The sequence below is a fragment of the Mycobacterium ahvazicum genome (assembly GCF_900176255.2).
Lineage (GTDB): Bacteria > Actinomycetota > Actinomycetes > Mycobacteriales > Mycobacteriaceae > Mycobacterium > Mycobacterium ahvazicum.
This window is the reverse complement of record NZ_FXEG02000002.1, coordinates 160,625-178,261: the sequence shown is the minus strand read 5'-3', so window position 1 is coordinate 178,261 and position 17,637 is coordinate 160,625. Positions and strand designations below refer to the sequence as shown.

At 67.6% G+C, this 17,637-nt stretch carries 16 protein-coding genes; 7 read left to right on the top strand and 9 right to left on the bottom strand.

Annotation, left to right across the window (positions count from 1 at the left end; genetic code table 11):
• Nucleotides 1-222: 222 nt before the first annotated feature.
• The gene (locus MAAFP003_RS02995; RefSeq protein WP_096284317.1) at nt 223-741 is read left to right on the top strand and encodes a serine/threonine protein kinase; all 519 of its coding nucleotides are present in this window, start codon (nt 223-225) and stop codon (nt 739-741) included.
• 3 nt (nt 742-744) lie between these two features.
• Here MAAFP003_RS02995 and MAAFP003_RS02990 read toward each other — a convergent pair whose 3' ends face one another.
• From MAAFP003_RS02990 to thiO, 4 genes are read right to left on the bottom strand one after another with little or no spacing between them, the layout of a single operon-like run.
• Nucleotides 745-1,545, bottom strand: a complete 801-nt coding sequence (locus MAAFP003_RS02990) for an SGNH/GDSL hydrolase family protein (RefSeq protein WP_243393749.1) — start codon at nt 1,543-1,545, stop codon at nt 745-747.
• Nucleotides 1,546-1,558: 13 nt separating this feature from the next.
• The gene (gene thiG, locus MAAFP003_RS02985; protein WP_096284313.1) at nt 1,559-2,368 is read right to left on the bottom strand and encodes a thiazole synthase; all 810 of its coding nucleotides are present in this window, start codon (nt 2,366-2,368) and stop codon (nt 1,559-1,561) included.
• Nucleotides 2,361-2,558 carry a sulfur carrier protein ThiS gene (gene thiS / locus MAAFP003_RS02980; RefSeq protein WP_096284311.1) on the bottom strand — a complete coding sequence of 66 codons (198 nt, stop codon included), beginning with the start codon at nt 2,556-2,558 and terminating at the stop codon, nt 2,361-2,363. Before thiS ends, thiG begins: the two co-directional genes overlap by 8 nt.
• Nucleotides 2,555-3,571 carry a glycine oxidase ThiO gene (gene thiO, locus MAAFP003_RS02975; RefSeq protein ID WP_096290838.1) on the bottom strand — a complete coding sequence of 339 codons (1,017 nt, stop codon included), beginning with the start codon at nt 3,569-3,571 and terminating at the stop codon, nt 2,555-2,557. Before thiO ends, thiS begins: the two co-directional genes overlap by 4 nt.
• A gap of 154 nt (nt 3,572-3,725) precedes the next feature.
• On the opposite strand from thiO, the gene thiE reads away from it, so the two are divergent.
• Entirely contained in the window at nt 3,726-4,409 is a 684-nt protein-coding gene (gene thiE, locus MAAFP003_RS02970) for a thiamine phosphate synthase (RefSeq protein WP_096284309.1), read from the top strand.
• Here the strand turns inward: thiE and MAAFP003_RS02965 are convergent.
• A complete protein-coding gene (locus tag MAAFP003_RS02965) occupies nt 4,381-5,013 on the bottom strand; it encodes an NUDIX hydrolase (protein ID WP_096284307.1) in 633 nt (210 codons plus the stop codon). The genes thiE and MAAFP003_RS02965 overlap by 29 nt on opposite strands.
• A gap of 131 nt (nt 5,014-5,144) precedes the next feature.
• On the opposite strand from MAAFP003_RS02965, the gene glnX reads away from it, so the two are divergent.
• Genes glnX through MAAFP003_RS02950 form a run of 3 tightly spaced genes read left to right on the top strand, consistent with a single transcriptional unit; the run spans nt 5,145 to nt 9,720 of the window.
• Nucleotides 5,145-6,464, top strand: coding sequence for a protein kinase G-activating protein GlnX (glnX, locus tag MAAFP003_RS02960; RefSeq protein ID WP_096284305.1), 1,320 nt, complete (start codon nt 5,145-5,147; stop codon nt 6,462-6,464).
• Nucleotides 6,464-7,441, top strand: a complete 978-nt coding sequence (locus MAAFP003_RS02955) for a glutamate ABC transporter substrate-binding protein (protein ID WP_096284303.1) — start codon at nt 6,464-6,466, stop codon at nt 7,439-7,441. The genes glnX and MAAFP003_RS02955 overlap by 1 nt, the downstream gene beginning before the upstream one ends.
• Nucleotides 7,441-9,720, top strand: coding sequence for a serine/threonine-protein kinase PknG (locus MAAFP003_RS02950; RefSeq protein ID WP_096284301.1), 2,280 nt, complete (start codon nt 7,441-7,443; stop codon nt 9,718-9,720). Before MAAFP003_RS02955 ends, MAAFP003_RS02950 begins: the two co-directional genes overlap by 1 nt.
• A 90-nt stretch (nt 9,721-9,810) precedes the next feature.
• Here MAAFP003_RS02950 and MAAFP003_RS02945 read toward each other — a convergent pair whose 3' ends face one another.
• Entirely contained in the window at nt 9,811-10,665 is an 855-nt protein-coding gene (locus tag MAAFP003_RS02945; protein WP_207768448.1) for an endonuclease domain-containing protein, read from the bottom strand.
• A 140-nt stretch (nt 10,666-10,805) separates the two neighbouring features.
• Between MAAFP003_RS02945 and MAAFP003_RS02940 the strand changes: the two genes are divergently transcribed.
• Both MAAFP003_RS02940 and MAAFP003_RS02935 read left to right on the top strand, forming a co-directional pair.
• On the top strand, nt 10,806-12,122 hold the full coding sequence (locus MAAFP003_RS02940) for a DUF1800 domain-containing protein (RefSeq protein ID WP_096284299.1): 1,317 nt from the start codon (nt 10,806-10,808) through the stop codon (nt 12,120-12,122).
• A gap of 10 nt (nt 12,123-12,132) precedes the next feature.
• Nucleotides 12,133-13,326 (top strand): DUF1501 domain-containing protein, encoded by a 1,194-nt coding sequence (locus tag MAAFP003_RS02935; RefSeq protein WP_096284298.1) that lies wholly within the window; start codon nt 12,133-12,135, stop codon nt 13,324-13,326.
• Here the strand turns inward: MAAFP003_RS02935 and MAAFP003_RS02930 are convergent.
• Genes MAAFP003_RS02930 through fgd form a run of 3 tightly spaced genes read right to left on the bottom strand, consistent with a single transcriptional unit; the run spans nt 13,323 to nt 17,611 of the window.
• A complete protein-coding gene (locus MAAFP003_RS02930; RefSeq protein WP_096290836.1) occupies nt 13,323-14,474 on the bottom strand; it encodes an acetate kinase in 1,152 nt (383 codons plus the stop codon). The genes MAAFP003_RS02935 and MAAFP003_RS02930 overlap by 4 nt on opposite strands.
• Nucleotides 14,467-16,608, bottom strand: coding sequence for a phosphate acetyltransferase (gene pta / locus MAAFP003_RS02925; protein WP_096284296.1), 2,142 nt, complete (start codon nt 16,606-16,608; stop codon nt 14,467-14,469). The genes MAAFP003_RS02930 and pta overlap by 8 nt, the downstream gene beginning before the upstream one ends.
• Nucleotides 16,601-17,611: a glucose-6-phosphate dehydrogenase (coenzyme-F420) gene (gene fgd / locus MAAFP003_RS02920; protein ID WP_096284294.1), complete on the bottom strand. Its 1,011-nt coding sequence runs from the start codon at nt 17,609-17,611 to the stop codon at nt 16,601-16,603. Before fgd ends, pta begins: the two co-directional genes overlap by 8 nt.
• Nucleotides 17,612-17,637: the final 26 nt, after the last annotated feature.

Genomic DNA, 17,637 nt, shown 5'->3' with positions numbered 1-17,637 from the left:
AGAAGCGACGTGCCCTCGCTCCGCGGGCGGTGGCAGGACAACGACTGATCGGACTTGAGCCGCAACAGGTTCCACGCTCATGCCGCCGAAAATGATGCCGGTGTAAACCGTATTCGGCGGAATGGGTTGCATAGCTGTGGTTTGCCCCTACGATCATTCTGGCAAAGACAAATATCGTCGGCGCAGCCTTTTCAGGCGGTTACCCCAATATCAGGAGCGAGGATGCCTCACCCGGCCAAGACGCTGCGAGCCGTGACGGCCGCAGCCTTTACAGCGACCTTCTTCTGCGTCGCCACTCCCACCGCGATGGCAGACAACAACGCCACGCTCCTGAGCGCCCTCTCGAAGGGCTACAGCAGCAGCAACTGCTCCTCTCAGGCGGTGTCCGACGTGCAGGGCTCGTTTACCGCCACGGTGGTGGCGGTCCTGCAGTGCGGACAGAACACCGATTCCAGCGGCCCGATGGGCGGCAAGTACTTCCTGTTCGCCAACAGCGCCGACACGGCCAGCTCGTTCACCAAGCTCATCAGCAGTGACACCCTCGCCAACTGCGGGGACGCCAAGTCGCCCACCACATGGCACCAGGGCAGCTCCGACTCCGCCGGACAGGTGGCCTGCGGGACGGATTCCGGCCAGGCAGAGGTCCTCTGGACCGTCGACGCGAAGAACGTGCTGGCCTTCATCCGCGCGTCCAACGGGGACACGGCCGCCCTGTACAAGTGGTGGCAGTCCAACGGCTGAGTTTTAGAGCTGGGCCGCAACGAGTTCGGCCACCGCTTTCATCCCCGCGCCGTTGGGATGTAGCGGGGCCGGCCGACCCGGCAGCGGCACAATGTATTTCGCCGGTTTGGTCGTCCACGGTTGGGCAGACCACGCGTGATGATCCCGGCTGGCCGCGGCGGCGCTGACCACCCCGCAGCCGGATGCAGCGGCGGCGTCGGCCGTGAGCCGTTCCAGCGCCGCCGCCACGCGGCGGCCAAGGGCCGCATCCTCGTCCGAGATCGGCGGTGCCGGCACGCCTTCGGGCGGCAGGATCGTCAGATAGTCGACGAAGAAGACCAGTGCGTGCGGGGCCCGTTCACACACGGCTTTGCCGACCGCACACAAGGACTCGGACACTTCTGCCACGGCCCGGTCGCGCACCCCACGGTCCAGCAGTTCGGCGATCCGCGCCCCCAGCAGCGGCAGCCGCCGCGTCGCCCGTGGCAGGGCTGCCGCCATCAGTAGCGGAACGTAGCCGACGTCGTTGCCGCCGATCGTGATCGTGACGAGGTTCTCCGAGCCGTCCAACGCGGTGATCTGGGGCGGCGCGCTGTGCTGACGATCGGTGAGGATGTGGGCGGTGGTGGCGCCGGAAAAGGTGACATCGACAAACTCCCGGCCCGGTTGGAGGTTCATCTGCTCGGCGAGCAGGTGGGCATAATTGCGCGCCGATCGGCCCGACCATCGTGGAGCGCCGTGAACGCGCGGCTGGATGCCCGGACCGGCGGCCATCGAACTGCCCAGCGCTACATATCGTTTCGATCGACTCTTCGGTTCGCTCATCGCCCGGCTGTTCTCATCGCTCGATGGCCCGCTCCTGCGCGAGCCGGTCCGCGGCCCGCATCGGCGCCGGGCGCGGACTGGATGCCTGCGCCCAGAAGCGCTTCGGGATCCGCCCGGCGCGCCGGGCCAGATAGCCTGCGGTGACCGCGGCCGCCATCGCCGCAGCCATCGCGGGCGGATCGGTGGCCCGGGTCACCGCGGTGGCCAACAGCACTGCTTCACAACCCAACTCCATCGCCAGCGCGGCGTCACTCGCGGTGCCGATGCCGGCATCGAGGATGACCGGAACACCGGCCCGCGCGACGATCATCTCGATGTTGTGGGGGTTGGTGATGCCCAGCCCGGTTCCGATCGGTGAACCCAAGGGCATCACCGCCGCGCATCCGGTGTCCTCCAGCCGGCGGGCCAGCGCCGGGTCGTCGTTGGTGTAGGGCAGCACGACGAATCCGTCGTCGACCAATTGCTCTGCCGCCCGGACCAATTCGACCGCGTCGGGCAGCAACGTGCGCTCGTCGGCAATCACCTCGAGTTTGACCCAGTTGGTGTTCAGCGCCTCGCGTGCCAGCTGTGCGGTGAGCACCGCTTCGGCCGCGCTGCGGCACCCCGCGGTGTTGGGCAACGGCGTGATACCCAGCCGATTGAGCAGGTCGAGCAATCCGGTACCGCCCTCGGCGTCGACCCGGCGCATCGCGACGGTGGTCAGCTCGGTGCCCGAGACCCTCAGCGCCTCCTCCAGCACCGCCAGGCTGGTCGCTCCCCCGGTCCCCATGATCAGCCGCGAAGCGAAGCTGCGGTCCGCGATCGTCAGCTTGGAATCAGCCACCCTGCACCGCCGTCACTACCTCGAGCCGAGCACCGTCGAAAAGCTTTGTGGTCCAACTGGACCGGGGCAGCACAGCATCGTCCATGGCCACCGCTATCCCCCGTTCGGGAAATCCGAGCGATTCCAGCAACCCGGCGACCGTGGTCGGGCCCTCGACCTCGACCGCATTTGCGTTGACTACCACGATCATGACTGGACTCCTACCGGAACGAGTTCGGACACAATTTGTTCGGCGGTCCACGGTGCCAGCAGAAAGCCTGACCGGCCGTGTCCGGTCGCGACCAGGGTGCGGTCGTCCAGGCGATGTACCAGAGGAAGGTTATCCGGTGTCATCGGGCGCAGCCCGGCGGCGCACTCGGCCAGCTCGTACTCACCCAGCGCCGGCAGCACCGCGCACGCGTCGTCGAGCAGATCACGTACTCCGGATACCACCGGGGCGGTGTCCCGGCCGTGTTCGTACTGCGTCGCACCCACCACAACCCCATCCGCGCGCGGCACCACGTACACCTGACGGCCGTGCACACGTGCGCGAATCACTCTGCCCAGCAACGGCATACAGCCCTTCCGCCAGCGCAGTCGCAGCACCTCGCCCTTCACCGGGCGCACCGGCAGGCCCGGGCACAGCGCCGGCGCGTCGATGCCGTTGGCGATCACCACCGCGTCGCCGGAGACCCGCGACAGGTCCTGCGCCGGCGGCGCCCAGGCGACGCCGCGACGTTCGCAGTCCGCCGCCAGCGCGTCGAGGACCGCGCGGTTGTCCACGGCCAGTTCGGTGGGTGCCCGAAAGCCATGCCGGATGCCTTGCGCGAGAAGAGGTTCGACATCGCGTGCGGCCGGCTCCCAAATGACGGGATGGCCCTGCCCGTCCAGCCAGTCCGCGACCGTGCGCAGGTCGGCGGCATCGGCCCGGTCGACGGCCACCACCAGCGACTCGCGGGCGGTGACCACCTCCGGCGGCAGCCCGTCCAGGTAGCCGCCCTCGCGCCACAGCCGCAGCGACTCCAGGCCCAGCCGCAGCAAGTGCTCTTCGCCCGGCCACCCCTCGCTGTGCGGAGCCAGCATGCCACCGGCGACCCAGGACGCGCCGTGGTCGCCGGTGCGGTGCACCCGCACCGACCACCCGGCCTGGGCCGCCCGGCGCGCCACCGACAGCCCGATGACGCCGCCGCCGATCACGGCCAGCGTCCCTACATCCGAAGGCATCTTCCGCTCCCTTCGCCGGCATGACCCGGATCAGGTGTGACGGTAAGGGCAGCTCCGGTTTCGCCGGCTGTGCCCACTCTCAGCCCCGCAGGTCGCTCGGGACTCCCGTGTCTCTCGTTGTTCGGGTTCTACGCTAGCGCGCTAGCGTCGCGGTGTGCACGATCCTGTTACCCGTCTTACCGGCGCCCGCCTTTATCTGTGTACCGACGCGCGGCGCGAGCGCGGCGACCTGGCCCAGTTCGCCGAGGCCGCCCTGGCCGGCGGAGTGGACATCATCCAGCTGCGCGACAAGGGGTCGGCCGGTGAACGGCGGTTCGGCCCGCTGGAGGCGCGCGAGGAGCTGGCCGCTTGCGAGATCCTCGCGGACGCGGCCCGCCGGCACGGCGCGCTGTTCGCGGTCAACGACCGGGCCGACATCGCCCGCGCGGCCGGGGCCGATGTGCTGCACCTGGGCCAGGGCGATCTGCCACCGGAGGTGGCCCGCGACATCGCCGGGCCCCACCCGCTGATCGGCCTGTCCACCCACGACGCCGACCAGGTCAAAGACGCCACGACGGCCTTGGAAACAGGGGAAGTCGACTACTTCTGCGTCGGCCCGTGCTGGCCCACTCCCACCAAACCCGACCGTTCGGCGCCGGGGTTGCCGCTGGTCGAGACGGCCGCCCGGCTCAACCCGGCCAAGCCGTGGTTCGCAATCGGCGGCATCGACGCGCAACGGCTGCCCGAGGTGCTCGGGGCCGGGGCCCGGCGAATCGTGGTGGTGCGGGCGATCACCGCGGCCGACGACCCCCGCGCCGCGGCCGAACAGCTCAGTTCAGCGCTTCGAGCAGCGAGCTGATCCGGGGACTCAGGTGCGACGGCGCCTGATCCGCGTCGACTGGCATGCACCAGACGAAGACCCCGGCATCGATCTCGAGCGTGCGCGGCAGGTGCTGACGCCGTTGGTCGGCATGGCCGAGCGGAATCAGCGCGGTCGCGGTGCGCAGCCGATCCCAGCTGGCGGCGAAGCCGGGATGCAGCGGCAGGTCGGCCACCTCGTTCTCGGCGACCCAGCGCATTTCGGCGCTTTCCCGGTTGGGCACCGTGTGCAGCAACTCGCCGGCGTCGGCGATGACCGTGGTGTAGGACCAGCGGGTACCGGCGATCCCGGCAACCTCGGCGGTGACCACGGTCGCCCGCACGGCCACGCGCTCGGCGCGCAGCCCGGCCTCCTCGTGGGCTTCACGGACCGCCGTCTGCTCCGGGGTTTCGTGGCTATCCCGGGCGCCGCCGGGCAACCCCCAGGTGCCGCCCTGATGGCTCCACACCGCACGGTGTTGCAGCAACACCGCGGGGGTACCGTCGGGCCGTGGCGCCCGCAGCAGCAGACCCGCCGCGCCGAACCGACCCCAGTAGTGGGCGCCGTTGTCGGATATCACCCATCCGTCACCGTCGCCATGCACGCGTTCAGGATATGCAGCCGATCACCGAAATTGGGCCGCCTCCCCCCATCCGCGCCGACATCCTCTTAGAATTCGCTTATACAGGTACGAGCGGCGCATTCCATCGACCGAAAGTTGAGGTCTGAAAACACGTGACGGTTGAGCTGGCGCACCCGTCGACCGAACCGCTGGGGTCGCGGTCGCCGGGCGAACCGGCCCACCCCCGTTGGTGGTTCATCTCGACCACACCCGGCCGCATCCTGACGATCGGCATCGTGCTGGCGGCGCTCGGCGTCTCCAGCGCGTTCGCCACCTCGACGACGATCAACCACCGCCAGCAAGTGCTGTCCACCGTGCTCAACCACACCGAGCCGCTGGCGTTCGCGGCCGGGCGGCTCTACACCACGCTGTCGGTCGCCGACGCCGCGGCGGCCACCGCGTTCATCGCCCAGGCCGAGCCGTGGCCGGTGCGGATGCGCTACGAACAGGCCATCACCGACGCGGCGGTCGCGGTGACCCGGGCGTCCAGCGGCCTGACCGATGAACCGCTGGTCCAGCTACTCGGCAAGATCAACGCCGAGCTGGCCGTCTACACCGGCCTGATCGAAATAGCGCGGACCAACAACCGGGAAGGCAACCCCGTCGGTTCGTCGTACCTGTCGGAAGCGTCGGGCCTGATGCAGTCGACGATCCTGCCCGACGCGGCGCAGCTCTATCAGGCGACGTCGGAACGGGTGGACGCCGAAACAACAGCGTCCACCCACTTTCCGGCTCCGGTGGTCCTCGTCATCGCGACCACCGTCGTCTTCGGGGCGTTCTCGCATCGTTGGCTGGCCCGGCGCACCCGGCGCCGAATTAATCCCGGGCTGGTCGTGGGTGCGCTCGGTATCCTCGTCATGGTGGTGTGGGTCGGGACTGCGCTAACAATCTCCACGACTGCCAGCCGTAGCGCCAAAAACACGGCGGCCGAGTCGCTCAAGACCGTGACCAGCGTGGCGATCACCGCGCAGCAGGCCCGGGCCGACGAGACACTGTCGTTGATCCGGCGTGGCGACGAACAGATCCGCAAACAGTCGTTCTATCAGCGCATCGACTTCATGCATCAGCAGATCGACCAGTACATGGCCCGCAGCGATGCCGTCGACAAACCCGACCTGCAGGGCGCCGACCAGCTGCTGGTCCGGTGGCGGCAGGCCAACGACCGCATCAACTCCTACATCTCGGTCGGTAACTACCGCTCGGCCACCCAGATCGCGCTGGGCAGCGCCGAGGACGACTCCACCCCCGCGTTCGACAAGCTCGAAGACCAGTTGGGCAAGGCCATGACGCAGTGCCGGACGCACCTGCGCAACGACGTGATCAACGCGCGCAGCGGGCTGTCCGGCGCCCAGGTCGGCGGCGTGGTGCTCAGCCTGGGTGCCGCCATCGCGGTCGCCCTGGGTCTGTGGCCGCGGCTGAAAGAGTATCGATAATGACCCCGCTGCCCAGGATCCGCCGGGCGTCCGCCGTGCTGGCCACGGCGATCGTGCTGGCGGGGTGCGGGCACACGGAAACATTGACCGTCGCCACCGCGCCGACGTTGCCGCCGCCCACCCCGGTCGGCATGGAGCAGCTGTCGTCGGAGCCACCGCTGCCGCCCGACGAGACCGGCCAGGACTGCAACGCCACCGCCAGCCTGCGCCCCTTCGCCACCAAGCCCGAGGCCGACGCCGCGGTCGCGTCCATCCGGGCGCGCGGCCGGCTGATCGTCGGGCTCGACATCGGCAGCAACCTATTCAGCTTCCGCGACCCGATCACCGGCGAGATCACCGGCTTTGACGTCGACATCGCCGGCGAGATCGCGCGCGACATCTTCGGCGCCCCGTCGCACGTCGAGTACCGGATCCTGTCGTCGGACGAACGCATCACCGCACTGCAGCACTCCGAGGTCGACATCGTCGTGAAGACGATGACCATCACCTGCGAGCGCCGTAAGCAAGTGAACTTCTCCACCGTCTACCTCGACGCCAACCAGCGGATCCTGGCCTCGCGCGACTCGCCGATCGCCAAAGTGGGCGACCTGTCCGGCAAGCGGGTCTGCGTGGCCCGGGGTACCACGTCGTTGCACCGGATCCGCCAGATCGACCCGCCCCCGATCATCGTCTCGGTGGTGAACTGGGCGGACTGCCTGGTGGCGATGCAACAGCGGGAGATCGACGCCGTGTCCACCGACGACTCGATCCTGGCCGGACTGGTCGAGGAAGACCCGTATCTGCACATCGTCGGACCGAACATGGCGACCCAGCCTTACGGCATCGGGATCAACCTGGACAACACCGGGCTGGTCCGGTTCGTCAACGGCACACTGGAACGCATCCGCCGGGACGGTACCTGGAACACCTTGTACCGCAAGTGGTTAACGGTTCTCGGACCGGCGCCCGCCCCGCCCGTACCGAAGTATGTGGACTGATGACCGAGGCCGAACACACCGACACCGAGGCCGACACCGAGGACGTCGACCCGGGCACCGACGCGGGGGAAGCGCAGACCGGCGCGACGACCGGGCGCGCGCATGCCACCCAGGCACTGTTCCGGCCCGACTGGGACGACGATGACGACGACGACCTGCCGCACATCACAATCGGGAGCCTAGACACCGAACCGCAGGACCGGATGACGGTCGCGACGCGGGTGCTACCGCCTACCCGGCAGCTCGGTGGTGGGCTGGTCGAAATCCCCCGGGTCCGCGACATCGATCCGCTCGAAGCGCTGATGACCAATCCGGTGGTGCCGGAGGGCAAGCGGTTCTGCTGGAACTGCGGAAAGCCGGTGGGCCGGTCCAGCTCCGCGGGCAAGGGCGAGTCGGAAGGCAAATGCCCGTCCTGCGGGAGTCCGTATTCATTTCTGCCCCAACTGAATCCGGGCGACATCGTCGCGAACCAGTACGAGGTCAAGGGCTGCATCGCACACGGCGGGCTGGGCTGGGTGTACCTGGCCGTCGACCACAACGTCAACGACCGCCCGGTGGTGCTCAAAGGCCTGGTGCATTCCGGTGACGCCGAGGCCCAGGCGATTGCGATGGCCGAACGGCAGTTCCTCGCCGAGGTCGTGCACCCGCAGATCGTGCAGATCTTCAACTTCGTCGAGCACACCGACCGGCACGGCGATCCGGTCGGCTACATCGTCATGGAGTACATCGGTGGCCAGTCGCTCAAGCGGGGCAAGAAGGACCCGCGGCTACCGGTCGCCGAAGCCATCGCGTACCTGCTGGAAATTCTTCCGGCACTGAGCTATCTGCATTCCATCGGCCTGGTCTACAACGACCTCAAGCCGGAGAACATCATGCTCACCGAGGAGCAGCTGGAGCTGATCGACCTGGGCGCGGTGTCGCGAATCAATTCGTTCGGCTACCTCTACGGCACACCCGGCTATCAGGCGCCGGAGATCGTGCGCACCGGCCCGACGATCGCCACCGACATCTACACGGTCGGGCGCACGCTGGCCGCGCTCACGTTGAACCTGCGCACCCGCAATGGCCGTTACGTGGACGGGCTGCCCGAAGACGACCCGGTGCTGTCGACCTACGACTCGTTCGGCCGGCTGCTGCGCCGCGCGATCGACCCCGACCCGCGGCGCCGGTTCGGTTCGGCCGAGGAGATCTCAACGCAGTTGATGGGCGTGCTGCGGGAAGTCGTCGCACAGGATTCCGGAGTGCCGCGGCCCGGGTTGTCGACGCTGTTCAGCCCGAGCCGCTCGACCTTCGGCGTCGACCTGTCGCTCGCGCACACCGACGTCTACCTGGACGGGCAGGTGCATTCGGAGAAGCTGACCGCCCGGGAGATCGTGACCGCGCTGTCGGTGCCGCTGGTCGATCCCACCGATGTCGCCGCCCCGGTGCTGCAGGCGACGGTGCTCTCCCAGCCGGTGCAGACCCTGGACTCATTGCGCGCGGCGCGGCACGGCTCGCTGGCCGCCGAGGGCATCGACGTCTCGGAGTCCGTCGAGTTGCCGCTGATGGAGGTGCGCGCGCTGCTGGATCTCGGCGATGTGGCCAAGGCGACCCGCAAACTCGACGACTTGGCCGAGCGAGTGGGCTGGCGCTGGCGGTTGGTCTGGTTCCGGGCCGTCGCCGAGTTGCTCACCGGCGATTACGACTCCGCCATCAAGCATTTCACCGAGGTGCTCGATACCTTTCCCGGCGAGCTGGCGCCGAAGCTGGCGTTGGCCGCCACCGGCGAACTCGCCGGCAATGTCGACGTGGACAAGTTCTACAAGACGGTGTGGCGCACGAACGACGGCGTGATCTCGGCGGCGTTCGGTTTGGCGAGATCCCTGTCGGCCGCCGGCGATCGGCGAGGCGCGGTGCGCACGCTGGACGAGGTGCCGCCGACATCACGACATTTCACCACCGCGCGGCTGACCAGTGCGGTGATGCTGCTGTCCGGCCGCTCGTCGAACGAAGTCACCGAAGAGCAGATCCGCGACGCCGCCCGACGGGTCGAGGCGCTGCCCCCCACCGAACCGCGGGTCCTGCAGATCCGGGCGCTGGTGCTCGGCGGTGCGATGGACTGGCTCGAAGACAACCAGGCCAGCACCAACCACATCCTCGGCTTCCCGTTCACCCAGCACGGGCTGCGGCTCGGGGTCGAGGCATCGCTGCGCAGCCTGGCCCGGGTAGCGCCCACCCAGCGGCATCGCTACACGCTCGTCGACATGGCCAACAGGGTCCGGCCGACCAGCACGTTCTAATCTCGGGGCCGCTTTCGGCGTTGCGTCGAACAGCACCGCTTTCGGCGTTGCGTGTGCATTCTTGTCGGCCTGGGTGCACACTCGACGGCCTCAGTTCACACTCGACGCGCCCAGCGCTTCCCGCACCCGGCGCAGGATATTGGCCGGGCCGTCTTCTGCCACCACCCGGACGACTTTCCATCCCATCTGCTCGAGCATGTCCAGCCGTCGGATGTCTATGACGTATTGCCGTCGGTCGGTTCGGTGTTGGTCACCGTCGTATTCGACCGCGACCATCCACTCCGGCCAGCCCATGTCGAGGTAGGCGACTGGTATCCCGTCCATCCCGAGGACTGGTATCTGGGTCTGCGGCCGCGGCAGACCCGCGTCGATGAGCAGCAGCCGCAAATAGCTCTCCCGCGGAGACTGCGCCCCCGCGTCGACGAGATCAAGCGCGGCCTGCAAGCGACGAACTCCGGGTGAGCGTGCATGGCACTCGGCCAGCTGCAACACGTCGTCAACTTTGAAACCCGTTGCACGCGCGAGCGCGTCCAGTCGGGCAACCGCGGAGTGGACCGCTCCGCGCCGGCCGACGTCGAAGGCAGTGCGCTCCGGTGTCGTCACATCGAGTCCGCCAAGCAGCTGCATCTCGTTGTCCAGCAGTGCATCACGCCGTGTCAGCACCCCCGGCGGTGCATGCGAGTTGGCGTAAATCAGCTCTACCGGGACAGCATTGGGAATCCATTTAGCGCCGTGTAATGCGGCAGCCGCTGCGCCGGCGATAATTCCTCTGCGCTTCGACCACAGCCAGGCGGCGACGATGCGCCGTTCCAGTGATACCTCGGCATCTTTTGATAGGTAGATGTTTGGAAAGAGCGCGCGGTATTGCGTCTGCAGTTCATGGCGAGTCAGCGCGCCATCCGACAGGGCCTCGCTGCCGATGAACGGTCTTCCCAGATAGAGCATTGACGAACACTCGCACGTCGGTGCCTGCCGTGATTTCGGCTATCCACAGGCTCACTAATGGGCGGCTAGGGTGCCCTGAGCGCACACTGGACGCCACGCATGCACAGCTGATTCATAGCTCCATGCCGCACAGTTAATTCATGCCGGGGCAGTCCAGCCAGTGGATCGCAGCGGCCCGCGTGCTGCGACGAGCCGGCTTCGGGGTGACCGGACCCGAGGTCGACGTGGCGGTGCGCTGGAACTGGCCGTCGTATGTCGATGCCATGCTGGCCGGCGACCCCGAAACGGATCCCGGTGCGACCGCCACCCCGATGCCGCGGCTGGAGCCGCTGCGCGCGCCGGGCAAGGGCGCGACCCCGGCCGCCCGCAAGGAGTTCAACCACCAGGTCTCCGAACAACAGAGCATGCTGTCGGACTGGTGGTTGCGGCGCATGGTTTACGCACAACAGCCGGTGCACGAGAAACTGACCGTGCTGTGGCACAACCACTTTGCGACCTCCGCGCAGAAAGTCCGGTCCGCCGCACACATGGCGGCGCAGAACGAGAAGCTGCGCACCCTGTCGCTGGGCGATTTCCGCGCGCTTGCCTACGCGCTGCTGACCGATGCCGCGATGTTGCGCTGGCTGGACGGACAGAGCAATACCGCCAAGGCGCCCAACGAAAATCTCGCCCGCGAATTCATGGAGCTGTTCGCGCTGGGCCATGGCAACGGTTACACCGAGGACGACGTACGCGCCGGCGCCAGGGCGTTGACGGGCTGGGTGATCGACCCCGACGGCCAAACCTCGCTGACCCCCAAACGACACGACCCGGGCGGCAAAACACTGTTCGGCCAAACCCGCGATTTCGACGCCGCCGGATTCTGCGATACCGTGCTGGCGCAACCGAAGTCGGCGGAATATGTCACCGGACGGCTGTGGCAGCAGCTGGCCTCAGACGAACCAGCCTCCCCTCAGGTGCTCGGCCGGCTGGTCTCGGCCTACGGCTCCGGGCGCGATCTGCGTGCGCTGACCCGGGCCATCCTGACCGACGACGAGTTCACCGCCAACCGCGCGACCGTCGTCAACACTCCGATCGAGTGGCTGGTCGGTGTGATGCGGGCGCTGCGGGTTCCGATCGACAAGCTGGAGGTCCTGAAGATGGCCGACGCCACGTTGAAAGCCCTTGGGCAGCGGCCGTTCTACCCGCCGAGCGTCGGCGGCTGGCCGCACGGTCAGGTATGGCTGACGACCGCGAGCGCCGAGGCGCGGCTGCGCGCGGCCGCCCGGCTGGCACACATCGGCGACCTGTCGGGCATCGAGAGTGTGGCCCCCGCCGACCGCATCGACGCAGTCGGCTATTGGCTCGGCATCGGCTCCTGGTCGGACCGGTCCGCCGACGCGCTCGAACCCCTGGTGCGCAGGCCGCCACAGTTGATCGCCGCCGCGGTCAACACACCCGAATACCTGACGTCGTAACGAGAGTGCCATGCCCGAGATCAATCGCCGCAGATTCCTGATCGCCAGCGCCGGGGTGGGCGCGGCCGGGCTGCTCTCCGGAGCGGTCGCAGTCGGCTGGCCCGACCTGATGCGCGCCGCCGAGGACCGGCCGCTCGCCGACGGTGCCGGGGTGCTGGTCATCGTCACGCTCTACGGCGGCAACGACGGCATCAACACCCTAATCCCCTACTCCGACAATGCATACCACGATTCCCGACCCGAGCTCGCTTATACCCCGGGCGAGGTGCTGCACCTGGATTCTCGGCTGGGCCTCAACCCCGCGATGAAGGGCCTGGCCCAGTTGTGGGGCCAGGGCCAACTCGCGATCGTGCGCGGTGTGAGCTATCCGAAGCCCGACCACAGTCACTTCCGGTCGATGGACATCTGGCAGACGGCGTCGCCCGCCGAACCGGTCCCGACCGGATGGATCGGCCGCTGGCTCGATGCCACCGGCGACGATCCGTTGCGCGCGGTGAACATCGGACCTGTGTTGCCGCCGCTGGCGGTCGGCGAAAAGTACACGGCGGCAGCGCTTTCACCGGCGCGGGCACCGGAGCAGCAGGCGGATCGCTTTGAAGCCATCATCAGCGCGCTGGGCGACGACGACCCCGTTGACACCCCGGCGATGGCGGCGGTTCGCAAGGCCTATCGCGCCAGCGGCACCACCAGTAAGGCGTTCGGGGCGATCAAACCCGCTGATAAGGAAGGTAATTCGCTGGCCGCGCAGCTGAATATGGTTGCCGCCGCGGTACGCGCCGGCGTCCCGACCCGCGTGTACACCGTCACGCTGGGCGGCTTCGATACCCACGCCAACGAGCGCGATACCCAACAGCGTCTGCTGCAAAGACTCGACGAAGCGCTGGCCCCGTTCCTGCGGGACATGGCCGCAGATCGCCGCGGACGCAACGTCGTGCTGATGGCCTACTCGGAGTTCGGCCGCCGCGTGGTGGCCAACGCGTCACAGGGGACCGATCACGGCACCGCGGGCCCGGTCTTCATCGCGGGTGTGCCCGTCAAGGGTGGCTTCTACGGCGAAGAGCCCAGCCTCACCAACCTCGACCACGGAGATCTCAAGTTCACCACCGACTTTCGGGACATCTACCACGAGCTGCTCGTGCAAACGATTGGGACGGACCCGACGCCGTCGGTGGGGGCGGGCCGCACCAGCTTGGGCCTCCTCTAACTCGCCAACAGCTCCGCACAGTCGCGTGCGATCGCCAGCTCTTCGTCGGTCGGGACGACGAGCACGGCGATCGGCGAATGGTCAGCCGAAATCCGCTGTGCGCCTTTGCTTTTGGACTGGTTACGACCCTCGTCCAGCACGATGCCCAGCTCCTCGAGGCCGGTTACGGCATCACGGCGCACCACAGCATCGTTCTCGCCGATGCCGGCGGTGAACGTCAGCACATCGGTGTGCCCCAGCACCGCCAGGTAGGCGCCGATGTACTTACGCAGCCGGTGGATGAATACGTCGTACGCCAATTGTGCCGAGCTGTCGCCTGATTCGATCATCGCGTGCAGCCGGCGGAAGTCGCGCTCACCGGCCAGGCCCCAGACGCCCGACCGGTTGTTGAGCATGGACTCGATCGCCTCCACGTCCATGTTCGCGCTGCGCCACAGGTAACTGATGACGCCGGGGTCGATGTCGCCGCTGCGGGTGCCCATCACCAGACCCTCCAACGGGGTCAGGCCCATCGACGTGTCGACCGGCCGGCCGCCGGCGATCGCCGAGGCCGAGGCGCCATTGCCCAGGTGCAGCACGATCTGGTTCAGGCTGTCCGGCGAGGCGCCCAGGAAGGCGGCGGCCTGCTCGCTCACGTAGCGATGCGACGTGCCGTGAAAACCGTAGCGGCGTATCCGGTATCGCTCTGCCAGCTCCCGGTTCATCGCGTACGTCGCGGCCGCGGCCGGTAGGTGGTGGAAGAAGGCCGTATCGAACACGGCGATGTGCGCGACATCCGGCAGCAGCTTGCGTGCCACCTTGATGCCCTGCAGCGCGGGCGGATTGTGCAGCGGTGCAAGCTCCGACAGCTTCTCGAGCTCCGCTATCCGCTCGTCGTCGAGCAGCGTCGGGCGGTAGAAATCACTGCCCCCGTGCACGACCCGGTGTCCGACCGCCAGTAGGCCGCTCGACTTCAGGTCGATGCCATCCTCGGCCAGCTGGTGAAACGCCAGACGCAGCGCCTCCTCGTGATCGGCGGCCCGCCCGGACGGCTCGCCGATCTCGCCAATCACGCCGCGCGCCCGGGTGATTCCCGAATCAGGCTGCAAAAGCTGGAATTTCAATGACGATGAGCCCGAATTGATAACGAGCACAGTGCGCTCAGCCATGTCCGACACCTTGCGCCTGGATCGCGGTGATCGCAATGGTATTGACGATGTCTTCGACCAGAGCGCCACGAGACAGGTCATTCACCGGCTTGCGCAACCCCTGCAGCACCGGTCCGATCGCGATGGCCCCGGCACTGCGCTGCACCGCCTTGTACGTGTTGTTGCCGGTGTTGAGGTCGGGGAAGATCAGCACGGTGGCGTGACCGGCGACCGCGGAGTCGCGCAGCTTGGTGGCGGCCACCGAGGGTTCGATCGCGGCGTCGTACTGGATCGGCCCCTCGACCAATAGCTGCGGATCCCGGGCACGCACCAATTCCGTGGCCTTCCTGACCTTGTCGACGTCGACTCCGGTCCCGGAATCACCGGTGGAGTAAGACAGCATCGCCACCTTCGGATCGATGCCGAACTGTGCGGCGGTGCGCGCCGAACTGATCGCGATGTCGGCGAGCTGTTCGGGTGTGGGGTCCGGGACGATCGCGCAGTCGCCGAAGGCCAGCACCCGATCGGGCATGCACATCAGGAAGATGCTGGACACCGTCGAGACGTCGGGCACGGTCCTGATGATCTCGAATGCCGGCCGAACCGTGTGGGCAGTGGTATGCGCGGCGCCGGACACCATGCCGTCAACCATGCCGTTGTGCACCAGCATGGTCCCGAAATACGAGACGTCGTGCATGATCTCGTGGGCCTGCTCGACGGTGATGCCCTTCGCCTTGCGCAGTTCGGCGTACTGCGCGGCGAACTGGTCACACAGTTCGTCGTCGTACGGGTCGATGATCGTGGCGTCGTGCAGGTCGACTCCGAGTTCGGCTGAACGCGAACGGATTTGAGATTCGTCACCCAGGATCGTGAGGTCGGCGACACAGCGTTTCAGTACCCGGCCGGCGGCCTTGAGGATGCGGTCGTCGTTACCTTCGGGCAGCACGATGTGCTTTCGATCGGCACGCGCCTGCTGCGTGAGCTGATGGGTGAACATCTGCGGGGTGGTGACCGTAGGGATCGGAATAGCCAGCTGTGCAATGAGATCCGCGATATCGACGTGGCGCTCCATCAGCCCCACTGCGGTGTCGATCTTACGTTGCGAGGTTGCCGTGACGCGGCCGCGGGCCAAGGCCGCCGCCCTGGCCGTTTCGTAGGTCCCCAGGTCGTTTCCGATGATCGGCAGCCGCAGGTGCAGCCCGGCGACCAGTGCCGCAATGGACGGATGCAGTTGGAATCCGCCGTTGAGCACAATGCAGGACAGTGACGGAAACCCCTCGGCCGCATGGGCACTGGCGGCCGCCAACACGACGTCGGAACGGTCGCCGGGGGTGATCACCGCCATGCCGTCGCGTAGCCGCTCCAGCACGTGGTCGGCGGTCATCCCGGCCACCAGTACGTCCATCACCTCGCGCCGAACCAGCTCGGCGTCGCCGCTGACCAGCGTCCCGTGCACGGCCTGCCGCAACTCCTCGACCGTCGGCGCCGAGAGCAACGGGTCTTCCGGCAGTACGTAACTGGGCGGGGCGAAGCGGTGCAGCGCTTCGGCAACTGCACCCAATTCGGCCGGATCACACCGATTGGCCACCACAGCCGCGGTGTGGGCGCGCTGCGCGGCGAGCTCGGCAAGACACACCTCGATGACCCCGGCGACCTGATCGGCGGTGCGGTCCTTGGCCCGCACCGCCAACAGCACCGGCGCACCGAGATTGACTGCGACGCGGGCATTGACCGAGAGCTCAGCGGGACCGGCGATATCCGTGTAGTCGCTGCCCACGATCACCACCGCGTCGCATGCCTGCGCCATCGCGTGGTAGGCGTCGACGATGGCGGCGATCGCCGCGTCGGTATCGGCGTGGATTTCCTGATAGGTGGCGCCGACGCATTCCTCGTAGGTCAGGCCCGCGGTGGCACGGGTCAGCAGCAGCTCCAGGATATAGTCGCGATCCTCGCCGGGATCATGCGGCGACCCGCTACGCCCGGCTCCGCCGCGCTTGCGATCGCCGTCGAGCCGGGTAATCGGCCGGAACACCCCGACTTTGGCGACGGTGGCCGTCAGTCGGTTGAGCAGCCCCAGCGCGATCGTCGACTTGCCGGTCTCGGGCTCGGGCGCCGCGATGTAAATCCCTGAAGCAGGTCGAGCGGTATCAGCCAAGTTGCCGCAGCCTGGGCGCAAGGTCCTTTTCGAACAGCTCCAGGAACCGGCGCTGGTCGTGGCCGGGCGCGTGGAACACCAGGTGGTTCAGGCCCCAGTCGATGTAGTCCTTGACCTTGGCGACCGCCTCGTCGGGATCCGACGCCACGATCCAGCGCTTGGTGATCTGCTCGATCGGCAGCGCGTCGGCAGCCTTCTCCATCTCGATCGGGTCGTCGATGGAGTGCTTCTGCTCGGCGGTCAGCGACAGCGGCGCCCAGAACCGGGTGTTCTCCCGGGCCAGTTCGGGGTCGGTGTCATAGGAGATCTTGATCTCGATCATCCGGTCGATGTCGTCCGGGTTCTTGCCCGCCGCCTCGGCACCCTCGCGCATCGCGGGGATCAGCTTGTCCTTGTAGAGCTCCTCGCCCTTGCCGGATGTGCAGATGAACCCGTCGCCGGCGCGCCCGGCGTACTTGGCCACCTGCGGTCCGCCCGCGGCGATGTAGATCGGGATACCGCCCTCGGGCACGTCGTAAATCGAGGCGCCCTTGGTTTTGTAGAACTCGCCCTCGAAATCGACGCGGTCGCCGAGCCACAGTTCGCGCATCAGTTTCACCGACTCGCGCAGCCGCGCGTAGCGCTCCTTGAACTCCGGCCAGTCGCCCTCGTATCCGGTGGCGATCTCGTTGAGCGCCTCTCCGGTGCCGACGCCGAGGAAGATGCGGTTCGGGTACAGGCAACCCATCGTCGCGAAGGCCTGGGCGATGACGGCCGGGTTGTACCGGAAGGTCGGGGTGAGCACCGACGTGCCCAGCACCAGCCGCTCGGTGCGCTCGCCGACCGCGGTCATCCAGGCCAGTGAGAACGGGGCGTGTCCGCCCTTGTGCCGCCACGGCTGGAAGTGGTCACTGACGGTGGCGCTGTCCATGCCGTGTGCTTCGGCGGCCACAGCCAGTTCGACGAGCTCGCGCGGGGCGAATTGTTCAGCAGACGCTTTGTATCCAAGTTTCAGTTCAGCCACCCGTTCTTTCTACTCCTAGACTCGCG